This window comes from Pseudomonas sp., from assembly GCF_030150285.1.
In the GTDB taxonomy this organism is placed as follows: domain Bacteria; phylum Pseudomonadota; class Gammaproteobacteria; order Pseudomonadales; family Pseudomonadaceae; genus Aquipseudomonas.
In genome coordinates this window covers 24,702-37,849 of sequence record NZ_JASLGE010000013.1, presented here as the reverse complement: position 1 = coordinate 37,849, position 13,148 = coordinate 24,702, and the positions used below count along the sequence as shown (strand labels likewise).

General features: G+C 61.2%; 10 protein-coding genes, 1 pseudogene and 1 riboswitch. Of the genes and pseudogenes, 10 read left to right on the top strand and 1 reads right to left on the bottom strand.

From position 1 onward, the window contains the following. The first annotated feature begins 30 nt into the window (after positions 1-30). Positions 31-139, top strand: a riboswitch (TPP riboswitch). Between the two features lie 154 nt (positions 140-293). Both thiC and cytX read left to right on the top strand, forming a co-directional pair. Next, positions 294-2,042: pseudogene (gene thiC / locus Q1W15_RS01835) on the top strand (phosphomethylpyrimidine synthase ThiC); the annotation flags it as partial. 163 nt (positions 2,043-2,205) lie between these two features. After that, complete coding sequence (cytX, locus tag Q1W15_RS01830; protein ID WP_300719881.1) at positions 2,206-3,477, top strand: putative hydroxymethylpyrimidine transporter CytX; 1,272 nt, start codon at positions 2,206-2,208, stop codon at positions 3,475-3,477. Positions 3,478-3,558: 81 nt separating this feature from the next. Here the strand turns inward: cytX and Q1W15_RS01825 are convergent, their stop codons facing one another. Further along, positions 3,559-4,305, bottom strand: a complete 747-nt coding sequence (locus tag Q1W15_RS01825; protein ID WP_300719880.1) for an RsiV family protein — start codon at positions 4,303-4,305, stop codon at positions 3,559-3,561. A 221-nt stretch (positions 4,306-4,526) separates the two neighbouring features. On the opposite strand from Q1W15_RS01825, the gene Q1W15_RS01820 reads away from it, so the two are divergent. From Q1W15_RS01820 to parC, 8 genes are all read left to right on the top strand, one after another. Then, complete coding sequence (locus tag Q1W15_RS01820; RefSeq protein ID WP_300719879.1) at positions 4,527-5,144, top strand: NUDIX domain-containing protein; 618 nt, start codon at positions 4,527-4,529, stop codon at positions 5,142-5,144. After that, positions 5,135-5,587 (top strand): DUF1249 domain-containing protein, encoded by a 453-nt coding sequence (locus Q1W15_RS01815; protein WP_300719878.1) that lies wholly within the window; start codon positions 5,135-5,137, stop codon positions 5,585-5,587. The genes Q1W15_RS01820 and Q1W15_RS01815 overlap by 10 nt, the downstream gene beginning before the upstream one ends. Before the next feature lie 159 nt (positions 5,588-5,746). Continuing rightward, a complete protein-coding gene (gene cpdA / locus Q1W15_RS01810) occupies positions 5,747-6,562 on the top strand; it encodes a 3',5'-cyclic-AMP phosphodiesterase (RefSeq protein WP_300719877.1) in 816 nt (271 codons plus the stop codon). Positions 6,563-6,656: 94 nt separating this feature from the next. Further along, on the top strand, positions 6,657-7,265 hold the full coding sequence (locus tag Q1W15_RS01805; protein WP_300719876.1) for a YqiA/YcfP family alpha/beta fold hydrolase: 609 nt from the start codon (positions 6,657-6,659) through the stop codon (positions 7,263-7,265). A gap of 43 nt (positions 7,266-7,308) precedes the next feature. After that, the gene (parE, locus tag Q1W15_RS01800; RefSeq protein WP_300719875.1) at positions 7,309-9,213 is read left to right on the top strand and encodes a DNA topoisomerase IV subunit B; all 1,905 of its coding nucleotides are present in this window, start codon (positions 7,309-7,311) and stop codon (positions 9,211-9,213) included. After that, the gene (locus tag Q1W15_RS01795) at positions 9,213-10,193 is read left to right on the top strand and encodes an esterase-like activity of phytase family protein (RefSeq protein WP_300719874.1); all 981 of its coding nucleotides are present in this window, start codon (positions 9,213-9,215) and stop codon (positions 10,191-10,193) included. Before parE ends, Q1W15_RS01795 begins: the two co-directional genes overlap by 1 nt. Next, on the top strand, positions 10,190-10,711 hold the full coding sequence (locus tag Q1W15_RS01790; RefSeq protein WP_300719873.1) for a TIGR02281 family clan AA aspartic protease: 522 nt from the start codon (positions 10,190-10,192) through the stop codon (positions 10,709-10,711). Before Q1W15_RS01795 ends, Q1W15_RS01790 begins: the two co-directional genes overlap by 4 nt. Before the next feature lie 11 nt (positions 10,712-10,722). Beyond that, positions 10,723-12,987 carry a DNA topoisomerase IV subunit A gene (gene parC / locus Q1W15_RS01785; RefSeq protein WP_300719872.1) on the top strand — a complete coding sequence of 755 codons (2,265 nt, stop codon included), beginning with the start codon at positions 10,723-10,725 and terminating at the stop codon, positions 12,985-12,987. Positions 12,988-13,148 lie beyond the last annotated feature (161 nt).

Here is a 13,148-nt window from a genome sequence, read left to right as displayed (position 1 = left end):
TTGACCCACGCCCCCACAGGTCTAGGTTGCCCCTGTTCTCCGGGGAGCCCACGACGGGCTGAGACGCGGCGCTACCCGCCGCAAACCCGCCGAACCTGATCCGGGTCATGCCGGCGAAGGGAGAGGGACAGACGCGCACCCACCGCGCCCCCTCCGTTCCCCGGCATCCCCTCGCATTGCAAGGCCGCGCCGTCATGAACGCCCCCACCCGTCCGCTCACCATCCCCACCGGCGAGATCGCCACCGGCCCGATCCCCGGCAGCCGCAAGATCTAGGCGGCGGGCGAACTGCATCCCGACATCCGCGTCCCCTTCCGCGAGATCACCCTGCACCCCAGCGCCAATGAGGCGCCGGTGGTGGTCTACGACCCCTCGGGCCCCTACACCGACGAGACCGCCGAGATCGACATCGAGAAGGGCCTGCCGAGAGCCCGCGACGCCTGGGTCATCGCCCGTGGCGACACCGAGGCCGTGGCCGAACCCCGCCTGATCAAGCCGGAGGACAACGGCTTCGCCACCGGCGAGCGCCTGGTGCCGGAATTCCCCGCCCGCTCCCCCGTCCGCAAGGCCGCCCCCGGCAAGATCGTCACCCAGCTGCAGTACGCCCGCGCCGGCATCATCACGCCGGAGATGGAATACGTCGCCATCCGCGAGAACCTGCGCCGCGAGCAGGGCTCAAAGCCCATCCGCGACGGCGAGGACTTCGGCGCCTCCATCCCCGACTTCTGCACGCCGGAGTTTGTCCGCGATAAGATCGCGCGCGGACGCGCGATCATCCCCAACAACATCAACCACCCGGAAACCGAGCCGATGATCATCGGCCGCAATTTCCTGGTGAAAGTCAACGCGAATATCGGCAACTCGATCGTGACCTCATCGGTCGCCGAAGAGGTCGACAAGCTGGTTTGGGCGACACGCTGGGGCGCCGACACGGTCATGGACCTGTCGACCGGCCGCAATATCCATACGATCCGCGAATGGATCGTGCGCAACTCGCCGGTGCCGATCGGCACGGTGCCCATCTACCAGGCGCTGGAAAAGGTCGGCGGCGTCGCCGAGGAGCTGACTTGGGAACTGTTCCGCGACACGCTGATCGAGCAGGCGGAGCAGGGGGTCGACTATTTCACCATCCACGCCGGGGTGCGCCTCGCCTATATCCACCTGACCGCCAGCCGGGTCACCGGTATCGTCTCGCGCGGCGGCTCGATCATGGCGAAATGGTGCCTGGCGCATCACAAGGAGAATTTCCTCTACACGCATTTCCGCGAGATCAACGAGATCATGCGGGCCTATGACGTGTCGTACTCGCTGGGTGACGGGCTGCGCCCCGGCTCCAACGCCGACGCCAACGACAAGGCGCAGTTCGCCGAGCTCGAAACCCTGGGCGAGCTGACTAAGATCGCTTGGGAAGACGGTGTCCAGGTGATGATCGAGGGCCCCGGCCACGTGCCGATGCACAAGATCAAGATCAACATGGACAAGCAGCTGAAGGAATGCGGCGAGGCGCCGTTCTACACGCTAGGGCCCCTCACCACCGACATCGCGCCGGGCTATGACCACATCACCTCGGGCATTGGCGCGGCGATGATTGGCTGGTTCGGTTGCGCCATGCTCTGCTACGTCACGCCCAAGGAACACCTGGGCTTGCCGAACAAGGATGACGTGAAGACCGGCATCATCACCTACAAAATTGCCGCCCACGCGGCTGACTTGGCCAAAGGCCACCCCGGCGCGCAAATCCGCGACAACGCGTTGAGCAAAGCGCGTTTTGAGTTCCGTTGGGAAGACCAGTTCAACCTCGGCCTGGACCCGGATACCGCACGCTCGTACCACGACGAAACCCTGCCGAAAGATTCGGCCAAAGTTGCGCACTTCTGCTCCATGTGCGGGCCGAAATTCTGCTCGATGAAAATCACTCAGGAAGTGCGCATCTACGCCGCCAACCAGCGCATCGAAGCGGTCGACGTCGACGTGGCCAAAGGCCTGGCGGAACAGGCTGAGCGCTTCAAGCAGGAAGGCAGCCAGTTGTACAAGAAGGTGTGATGTAAACGCGCCAGCCGCCGCTGGCGCCCATTTGTAGTCGCTGTCGAGGGACGAGGCTGCGATGGGTTGCGCAGCGACCCTGTTGTTGAAGGTCCTGCGGCCCTTATCGCAGCCTCGTCTCTCGTCAGCGACTACGGGTTTGGTCCTTTTCGAGAATGATGTTTTGAACACACCCAACACTTACTCGCCGGATACCGCCGTCCCGTTGGACAAGCGCGTGTTCGGCACTCGCGATCTGTTTTCATTGTGGTTCTCCCTCGGCGTCGGGCTGATGGTGTTGCAGACCGGGGCCTTGCTGGCACCGGGGCTGGGCCTGTCGGGTTCGCTGCTGGCGATTTTTCTTGGCACGCTGGTGGGCGTGGCGTTGTTGGCGTCGGTCGGGGTTATTGGCAGTGACACGGGCCTGTCCTCCATGGCCGCGTTAACACTCAGCCTGGGCAGTCGCGGTGCCGCGCTGCCTGCGGTGTTGAACGTGTTGCAACTGGTTGGCTGGGGGGCGTTTGAAATCATCGTGATGCGCGATGCGGCCAGCCTGCTCGGCACCCGCGCCTTCGGTGAAGGCCGTTGGCTGAGCAACCCACTGTTCTGGACCTTGTTCTTTGGGGCCCTGGCCACGTTGCTCGCCGTCAGCGGGCCGTTGGCATTTGTGCGCAAGGTGTTGCGTAAATGGGGCATCTGGCTGTTGCTGGCAGCGTGCCTGTGGCTCACCTGGAACCTCTTTGCCAAAGCTGATTTGACGGCATTATGGGCGCATAAGGGCGATGGATCGATGCCGTTCGCCGTGGGTTTTGACATTGCTATCGCCATGCCGCTGTCGTGGCTGCCGTTGATTGCCGACTATTCGCGCTTCGGCAAACGTGCCAACAGCGTGTTTGGTGGCACCGCGCTGGGCTTTTTGCTGGGCAACTTCTGGCTGATGAGCCTGGGCGTGGCCTACACCTTGGCGTTTGCGCCGAGCGGCGAGGTCAATGCGCTGTTGTTGGCACTGGCGGGCGCGGGGTTGGGCATTCCGCTGTTGCTGATTCTGCTGGACGAGTCTGAAAACGCGTTTGCCGATATTCACTCAGCAGCGGTGTCGAGCGGGTTTTTGTTGCGCTTGAAGGTTGAACACCTGGCGTTGGCCATTGGCGTCATCTGCACCTTGATTGCCTTGCTGGCACCGCTGGCGCAGTACCAGAACTTCTTGCTGCTGATCGGTTCGGTGTTTGCGCCGTTGTTTGGGGTGGTGCTGGTGGACCACTTTATCCTGCGCCAACGCAGCGCTCAGGTCGCCTCGGCGCTGCTGCGCTGGCCGAGCCTGCTGGCGTGGCTGGGTGGCGTGAGCACCTACCACCTGCTGGCCAACCTGTACCCGGATGTTGGGGCAACCTTGCCGGCGTTGTTGCTGGCCGGGGGGTTGATGGGGGTGTTGGGCCGTAAAAAAGCTAACGGGTAGGAACGAACGTGCTCGCGATCTGTTTATGCTTAAACGATCGCGAGCCATCAAGTGTCGACACGGTTGCTCTTACCGGGAGGGCTAGTGTTGGGTCGGGAACCACTCGGGTTTGAGAATGCCGTTCAGGCGCGAGTAAGGAATCTGCAACTCAACATGACCTTCAGAGTACGGGGCAATGCTGTACACGTCGTACTTGAGCGCCACGTTGTCCTTGAGCAGCGCCACGTTAGGGGTTTGCTGGAACGGCCAGTTTTTAACAAACGCCGGGTCGTTGCTGTAGCCGTTACTGATCAACCAATTGTTGTGAGCCACTTTGGCGGCTCCCCAAAACGCCTGCTCCTGGCCGGGTAGCAGCATATCTTGCAAAGTCACGGGTTTCTGATCCTTGGCCGACCAGTTGATAAAGCCACGCCCCGGCATGCCATGCGCGCCGCCGGTGTCCAGGTAACTGGACAGTTCAACGATCACCAGACCGTCATGCTGCTCACGTACTTTTGCCTGCAAATACGTGCTGTTGCGTGGTTGCGCGGTGCGCAGGAACTGTTCGCGGTAGGCCGCGAGCGACGGTGCCATTTTTTCGTCGGGCGAATTGACGGTCATGTTCAACAAGCGCTGTTCAATCAGCGCATTGAGGGCTGGCGCGTTGGCAAACTGTACGGTTTCGATATTGACCAGCGGGCAATCATCGCCGCTGCAGCCGGCCTTGAGCTGTTCGGACGCGTCCGGGGTGAACGCCAGCGGCTTGGGGCCGGAGGGCTGGAATACGCTTTGGCAAGCCCCCAGCGTGAGGGCGATGCAAGTCAGGGAGGCATACTTTAAAAGCGACATGGTCGTCCTTCATAAACACGTAAAAAGTTAAAGCATGGCCATCTGACTCCCTACGAAGGAGTCCGTTCGCCACTAAACTCAAGGGTGTCAATTAAAGGAGGTTTGCGGGCGGTTCGTCTATCCCCGTGCTGTAAAAGGGGCTGCATCTGTCACGACAGGCGCGATAGGATGCGCGATACCGAGGGCCACCCCCGGTGTGAATTCGCCAGCAAGAGGTTCAAATGACTGACATCGCCAAGGCCGCGCCAACCGCTGTCGAGATCGTAAAACGCGAAGCCTGCTTCCAGGGTTTCTACAAACTCGACCGCGTGCACCTGCGCCATGAGCTGTTTGCCGGTGGCATGAGCCGTGAGATCCGTCGCGAAGTGTTTGTACGCCACGATGCGGTGTGTGTGCTGCCCTATGACCCGCAGCGCGACGAAGTGGTGCTGATCGAGCAATTCAGGGTAGGGGCGCTGGGCAAAACCGACAATCCGTGGCTGATCGAACTGGTCGCCGGGCTGATCGATCGGGACGAAGTGCCTGAGGAAGTCGCTCACCGTGAAGGTGAAGAAGAAGCTGGCGTGACGTTCTCTTCGCTGTGGCCGATCACCCGCTATTTCCCGTCACCGGGCGGCAGCACTGAGTTTGTGCACCTGTACCTGGGGCGTTGCAGCACCGACGGTATCGGCGGTTTGCACGGCCTGGAAGAAGAAGCGGAAGACATCAAAGTTACCGTTTGGGCGTATGAAGATGCGCTGCAAGCAGTACGTGATGGACGTATTTCCAATGCAGCGAGCATTATTGCCCTGCAATGGCTGGCGCTTAATCGCGCTGAAGTGAGGGGGTTATGGTCGTAAACGCGCTGCGCGATCGTTATAAGGTCGACTTGATTGGCTTGCAGGCCGCCTGCGAAGCCAACTATGCGCGTCTGATGCGTTTGTTGCCCGATATGCGTGGGCAACCGGCTGCGCGCCGTATTGCCGTGACCCAAGGGGACCAGATGCTCGGCGTCCTGACCCTCGAAGTGCTGCTCGATTGCCCCTATACCAGCACCTTGCGCGTGCGCCAGGAACACAGCTTGCCGTGGTTGCCGGTACCGGAATTGCAGGTGCAGGTGTACCACGACGCGCGCATGGCTGAAGTGGTGGCTGCCGAGCATGCGCGGCGGTTTCGCAGCATTTATCCGTACCCCAACGTGGCCATGCACCAGCCTGATGAAAAGGCTCAGCTCAATGTGTTTCTGGGCGAATGGCTGAGCCACTGCCTGGCCTGCGGTCATGAGTACGCGCAAGTTCGCTGAGTTCGGCCGCTACGCGATTAATCGTGTCAAACAGGGCGAGTTTTTCCCGCGAACACGCGCTATCGTTAACGATGATCACGCATCCTGCTCGCGCCGATAGAAAGTGAGTAAAATTGCCGACTGCCAGTTTTTTATATCCACTTTGTGCGGGAGAGCGCCGTGCCTAATGTTTCCACGCTGACCACCGACGACCCGGTGCTGCTGGTGCAGTTGACGGACAGCCATTTGTTCGCGGACGAGGGCGGTTCGCTGGTGGGGCTCAACACCGCTGACAGCCTGCAACAGGTGATTGAACTGGTGCGCGCCGAGCAGCCGTCCATCGACCTGTTGCTGGCCACGGGCGATTTGTCGCAAGACACCACCGTGCAGGCCTACCAGCGTTTTCGTCGCATGACCGAAGGGCTGTCGCCCCGCGCCCGCTGGCTGCCTGGCAATCACGATGAGTTGCAGCCCATGGCTGAGGCGGCGGTGCACAGTTGCCTGCTCAAGCCCACCATCGATATTGGCAACTGGCGCATAACACTGCTCAACTCGGCCGTGGCGGGCAAATCTCACGGCTACCTGGAAGACGACCAACTGCGCTTACTGGTGCAAGCCGTGAGCGAAGCGCCGGACCGTCATCATCTGGTGTGCCTGCACCATCACCCGGTGCCGGTGGGCTGCGCGTGGATTGAACCGATCAACCTGCACAATGCCGCGAAATTCTGGCAAGTGCTGGAGCGGTTTCCCCAAGTGCGCGCCGTGTTGTGGGGGCATGTGCACCAACCTTTTGATCAGGTGCGCAACGGTGTCCGGTTATTGGCGACGCCGTCGACCTGCGTTCAGTTCGCGGTGGGCAGCGACGATTTCAAGGTCAGCCAGGAGGCTCCCGGTTATCGCTGGTTGCGCCTGCACCCGGACGGCACGCTGCACACCGGCGTGTCGCGGGTTAAGGACTTTGTGTTCGAACCCGATTACAGCGCGAACAATTACTGAGTGGCGCGACCTGAACCGGGGCGAGTCAGGGGGCTTGAGTCAGGCTAAACTGCGCACCTTTGTGTTCGGCCCCAACTGTCCTCGGGAGTGATGCATGTCCGGTTCCATCTTGTATATCCACGGGTTTAACAGCGCTCCCGAGTCGAAGAAATCCACCCTGTTGACCTCAGCAATGCAGCAAATGGGCTTGGGTGATCAGCTTCGGGTGCCAGCCTTGCATCATCATCCGCGCGAAGCGCTGGTGCAATTGCGGGCGGCGATCAGTGAACTGGGCAGCCCTACGCTGGTCGGAAGCTCGCTCGGCGGCTACTATGCGACGTATTTGGCCGAACTGATGGGCCTCAAAGCCTTGCTGATTAACCCGGCCGTCAGCCCGCATCGGATGTTTGACGGTTACTTGGGCACGCAAACCAACCATTACACCGGCCACACTTGGGAGCTGACCCACGATCACGTGGACGCCCTGGCGGAACTGGAAGTGGTCGCCCTCCGGGAGCCGCAGCGTTATCAGGTATGGTTGCAAACGGGCGACGAAACCCTTGATTACCGCCATGCCGAAAAGTACTACATGGCGTGTGCATTGCGCATTCAGGCCGGTGGCGATCACAGTTACCTGGGGTTTGCTCAGCAACTGCCCGCGCTGTTGAACTTTTCCGGTATCGATGCCAAACAGTATCAAACTATCGACTTTTCGGCGCTTTAGGGCACCGGTCGACTTTTTCATTGACGACTAACGACGAGACCCTATGGCCACTCCCAGCGCTAGCTCTTATAACGCCGACGCCATCGAAGTCCTCTCGGGCCTCGACCCGGTGCGCAAACGCCCCGGCATGTACACCGACACCAGTCGGCCCAACCACTTGGCCCAGGAAGTCATCGACAACAGCGTCGACGAAGCCTTGGCCGGTCACGCCAAATCGGTGCATGTCATCTTGCACGCCGACCACTCGCTGGAAGTCAGCGACGATGGGCGCGGCATGCCGGTGGACATTCACCCTGAAGAGGGCGTGCCAGGCGTCGAACTGATCCTGACCAAGCTCCATGCGGGCGGCAAGTTCTCCAACAAAAACTACCAGTTCTCCGGCGGCTTGCACGGTGTGGGTATTTCGGTGGTCAACGCGCTGTCGACGCTGGTTCGGGTCAAGGTCAAGCGCGACGGCAACGAATACCAGATGACCTTCGCTGACGGCTACAAGGCGACTGACCTTGAAGTTATCGGCAGCGTTGGCAAGCGCAACACGGGTACCAGCGTGTACTTTGCGCCGGACCCGAAATACTTCGACTCCCCGAAATTCTCGGTCAGCCGCCTCAAGCACGTGCTTAAAGCCAAGGCTGTGCTGTGCCCAGGGCTGCTGGTCACTTTCGAAGACAAAAATACCCAAGAAAAGGTCGAGTGGCACTACGAAGATGGCCTGCGCTCGTACCTGGTAGATGCGGTCAGCGAGTTCGAGCGCCTGCCCAACGAACCTTTCTGCGGCAGCCTGGCGGGTAATAAAGAAGCCATCGACTGGGCGTTGCTGTGGCTGCCCGAGGGGGGCGACAGTGTTCAGGAAAGCTACGTCAACCTGATTCCCACCGCACAGGGCGGCACCCACGTTAACGGCCTGCGCCAGGGTTTGCTGGATGCCATGCGCGAGTTCTGTGAGTTCCGCAGCCTGTTGCCACGGGGTGTAAAACTGGCCCCGGAAGACGTCTGGGAGCGCATCGCCTTCGTCGTGTCGATGAAAATGCAGGAGCCGCAATTCTCCGGCCAGACCAAAGAGCGCCTGTCGTCCCGTGAGGCCGCGGCGTTTGTCTCGGGCGTGGTCAAAGATGCCTTCAGCCTATGGCTTAACGCCAACCCTGAGCTGGGCATGCAACTGGCCGAGCTGGCGATTAATAACGCCGGCCGACGCCTTAAAGCCAGTAAGAAAGTTGAGCGCAAGCGCATCACCCAAGGCCCGGCGCTGCCCGGCAAGCTGGCCGACTGCGCCGGGCAAGACCCGATGCGCTCCGAGTTGTTTCTGGTGGAAGGTGATTCTGCCGGCGGCTCGGCCAAGCAGGCGCGGGACAAGGAGTTCCAGGCAATTCTGCCGTTGCGCGGCAAAATCCTGAACACCTGGGAAGTCGATGGCAGCGAAGTCCTGGCCAGCCAGGAAGTGCACAACATCGCCGTCGCCATTGGTGTCGACCCCGGCGCGGCGGACATCAGCCAACTGCGCTACGGCAAAATCTGCATCCTGGCCGACGCCGACTCCGACGGCTTGCACATTGCGACCTTGCTCTGCGCGCTGTTCGTGCAGCACTTCCGCCCGCTGGTGGACGCGGGTCACGTGTATGTGGCCATGCCGCCGCTGTACCGCATCGACTTGGGCAAGGAAATTTTCTATGCCCTCGACGAGGCTGAGCGCGACGGCATTCTCGACCGCCTGGTGGCCGAGAAAAAACGCGGCAAGCCGCAGGTCACACGCTTCAAGGGCCTGGGTGAAATGAACCCGCCGCAACTGCGCGAAACCACCATGGACCCCAACACGCGGCGCTTGGTGCAACTGACCCTGGAAGACTTTGCCGCCACCTCGGAAATGATGGACATGCTGCTGGCGAAAAAACGTGCGGGTGATCGCAAGTCTTGGCTCGAGTCCAAAGGCAACCTGGCGCAGGTGCTGGCCTGATGCGCAGCGCCGTACTGGCGATGCTGTGCCTGAGTGCGACGCCGGTCATGGCTGAGACCTGGCCTGAGCTGGTGTTGCAGTCCGAGCATGCCGTGGAAGGTATGCGCGGTGGCAATTTGTCGGGGCTGGCGCTGTGTCAGGGGGAGCTGTGGGCAGTATCTGATCGTGATGATGACCAGATTTACTACCTCGATACCCGCGCGGACCTGTGGCAGGCCGAGCCGATGAGTATTGACGTGCCGCCCCCGCCTGAAAGCGGCTTGCCGTGGGGGGTGCGCATGATGGGCAAAGCCATTGCCCCCTTGCGCGGCGGGGATCTGGATTTCGAAGGCATCAGTTGTGATGACGCGGGCAATCGCTACGTGGTCAGCGAAGCCCATGCAGCGGTGCTGCTGGTACCGCCGCTGGGCTCACCGTCCTGGCTGAAAATTGACCCGGCGCTGGTACGCCAGGCGCGCGCCAGCGGCATGTTGCTTCACTTCAACGCCTTGTTTGAAGGCATTGCGGTCAACCCGCAGGGCAATCAGATCTGGTTGGCGGCCGAGCGTGAACGCCGTGGTTTGCTGACCGTGCGCAAAAAACAGCGCGTGTGGGACTGCGAAGGTGGCTGCGTGCTGATGAGTGAAGGTGGCCTGCAAGCGCCGCCGCCGCAACTCAAGGTCAAGGCGCGGCAAAAGGATTTTGCTGACCTGGTGCTGTTCGAGGGCAAACTCTTCACCCTGGAGCGAATGGCGTACCAGGTGTGCCGTCGCACCCTGAACACGGGTGAAGTAGAGCGCTGCTGGTCGTTTGCCAACGACGCCTTGACCGATGCCCGCCAGTACCACATCGCCTATGGCAACACCGAAGCCTTGAGCCTGGATGCCAGCGGTGCATGGATCGGTGTCGATAACGGCGACCATGTGCGTGCCGATGGCGAGAAGCGCCCCGTGGTGTGGCGTTTTGCTGCGCCGCCGGGCGGCTGGAGCGCTAACCCATGAGCACTCAGGCACCGGGCAAGGGCGCGGGGCGCGTCTTGATGATCGTGGCTTGGTGTGCGGGGTTGTACCTGGCGACCCAGTTTTTCGGGCGCTGGGAGCAAAAGCAGGAAAACCCCAACACGGAAGTGACCTCGCAGCAAGGCGACGGGTATATCGAAGTCACGTTGCGGGGCAATGTGCAGGGTCACTTTGTGGCGAGCGGGCGCATCAACAACGTGCCCGTAGAATTTTTACTCGATACCGGGGCCACCGATGTGGCGGTGCCGCTGGACCTGGCCCGGCAACTGGCGTTGCCCAAAGGCGTGCCCGTCACCCTGAGCACCGCCAATGGCCGTGCGCAGGGCTATCGCACCCGGATCGACCGCCTGCAACTGGGGGCCATCGTGCTGCGCGACGTGCGTGCGGTGGCTGCGCCCGGGCTTGAAGGCGAACAAGTGCTGCTGGGCATGAGCGCCTTGAACCAACTTGAATTTACTCAGCGTGACGGCACCATGCTGTTGCGCCAGTCAACATACTGAATGAGGTCCGCATGAGCGACTCCCTTGATCTCAGCCTGGACGGCGTAGAACGCCGGTCACTGGCCGACTTCACCGAACAGGCCTACCTCAACTACTCCATGTACGTGATCATGGACCGGGCCTTGCCGCATATCGGTGATGGCCTCAAGCCTGTGCAGCGACGCATTGTCTACGCCATGAGCGAATTGGGGCTGGATGCAGATTCCAAGCACAAGAAATCGGCGCGTACCGTCGGTGACGTGCTCGGTAAGTTTCACCCCCATGGCGACTCGGCCTGTTACGAAGCCATGGTGCTGATGGCGCAGCCGTTCAGCTACCGCTACACCCTGGTCGACGGCCAGGGCAACTGGGGTGCGCCGGATGATCCCAAGTCATTCGCGGCCATGCGTTACACCGAAGCGCGCTTGTCGCGTTATTCCGAAGTGCTGCTCAGCGAACTGGGCCAGGGCACGGCGGACTGGGTGCCGAACTTTGACGGCACCCTCGACGAACCTGCTGTGTTACCGGCGCGTTTGCCGAACATCCTGCTCAATGGCACCACTGGTATCGCCGTGGGCATGGCCACCGACGTGCCGCCGCACAACCTGCGTGAAGTGGCCACGGCGTGCGTGCGCTTGCTCGACGAGCCCAAGGCCACGGTCGAGCAACTCTGCGAGCATATTCAAGGCCCGGACTACCCGACTGAAGCCGAAATCATTACCCCGCGTGCCGACCTGCTGAAGATCTACCAGACCGGTCGCGGCTCGGTGCGTATGCGTGCCGTGTACCACATCGAAGACGGCGACATTGTGGTGACGGCATTGCCGCACCAGGTGTCGGGTGCCAAGGTGCTGGAGCAAATCGCCGCGCTGATGCAGGCCAAGCCGACCAAGCTGGCGATGGTCACCGACCTGCGTGACGAGTCTGACCACGAAAACCCGTGCCGTATCGTGATCATCCCGCGCAACAACAAAGTCGACCTCGACGAGTTGATGCAGCACTTGTTCGCCGTGACCGAGCTGGAGTCCACGTTCCGGGTCAACATCAACATCATCGGCCTGGACGGTAAGCCGCAGCTGAAAAACCTGCGTGCCTTGCTGGTGGAGTGGCTGGAATTCCGCGTACAAACTGTGCGCCGCCGCTTGCAGTTCCGTCTCGATAAAGTCGAGCGCCGCCTGCACCTGTTGGACGGTTTGTTGATCGCTTACCTGAACCTCGACGAAGTGATTCACATCATTCGCACCGAGGAACACCCCAAGGTACAGCTGATCGCCCGTTTCGAATTGAGCGAAATCCAGGCCGACTACATCCTCGACACGCGCTTGCGCCAATTGGCCCGTCTTGAAGAGATGAAGCTGCGCGACGAGCAAGACGCGCTGCGCAAAGAACAAGCCAAGCTGCAAACCTTGCTGGGCAGTGAAGCCAAGCTGAAAAAACTGGTGCGCAGCGAACTGCTGGCCGACGCCGAAACCTATGGCGACGACCGTCGTTCACCCATCGTGGCCCGCGCAGAAGCCAAGGCCTTGTCAGAAAACGAGCTGGTGCCGACTGAAGCAGTGACGGTTGTGCTGTCTGAAAAGGGTTGGGTGCGTTGCGGTAAAGGTCATGACCTGGACGCGACGGGCTTGTCCTATAAAGCCGGCGATGGCTATAAAACGGCCGCAACAGGCCGCTCCAACCAATTCGCGGTGTTTATTGACTCGACCGGGCGCAGCTACTCGGTGGCGGCGCATACCCTGCCGTCGGCCCGTGGCCAGGGCGAGCCCCTGACCGGCCGTTTGGCACCGCCACCGGGGGCGACCTTTGAGTGCGTGCTGCTGCCCGATGACGATGCGCTGTACGTCATTGCCTCCGACGCCGGCTACGGTTTTGTGGTCAAGGGCGAAGACCTGCAAGCCAAGAACAAAGCGGGCAAGGCACTGCTGAGCCTGCCCAAAGGCGCGCAGGTCATGCTGCCGCGCCCGGTGGCCGACCGCGAGCACAACTGGCTGGCGGCCGTTACCACAGAAGGCCGGTTGTTGGTTTTCAAAGTCAGCGACCTGCCGCAACTGGGCAAAGGCAAGGGCAACAAGATCATTGGCATACCTGGAGAACGTGTGGCCAACCGCGAAGAGTATGTGACGGCCATTGCCGTGCTGCCTGATAACGCCACCCTGGTGTTGCAGGCCGGCAAGCGCACGTTGTCACTCAAGGCCGACGACCTGGAGCACTACAAAGGCGAGCGTGGCCGACGTGGCAATAAACTGCCGCGTGGCTTCCAGCGCGTGGACGCGTTGCTGGTTGATGTGCCCGAATAAGCGCGGATGAGCCTACCCGGTCTGCGTTTTATCGCGTAGATCGGCGTTACAGCGCTGGAGTCGGGCTGGATATTCGCGGATGATGTGGCGCTCTTTCGGCGTCGCATAGTGGCGATTTGCCCGAAAGCTTTCTCGAGAATCACACTGTGGCGCGCCGGATG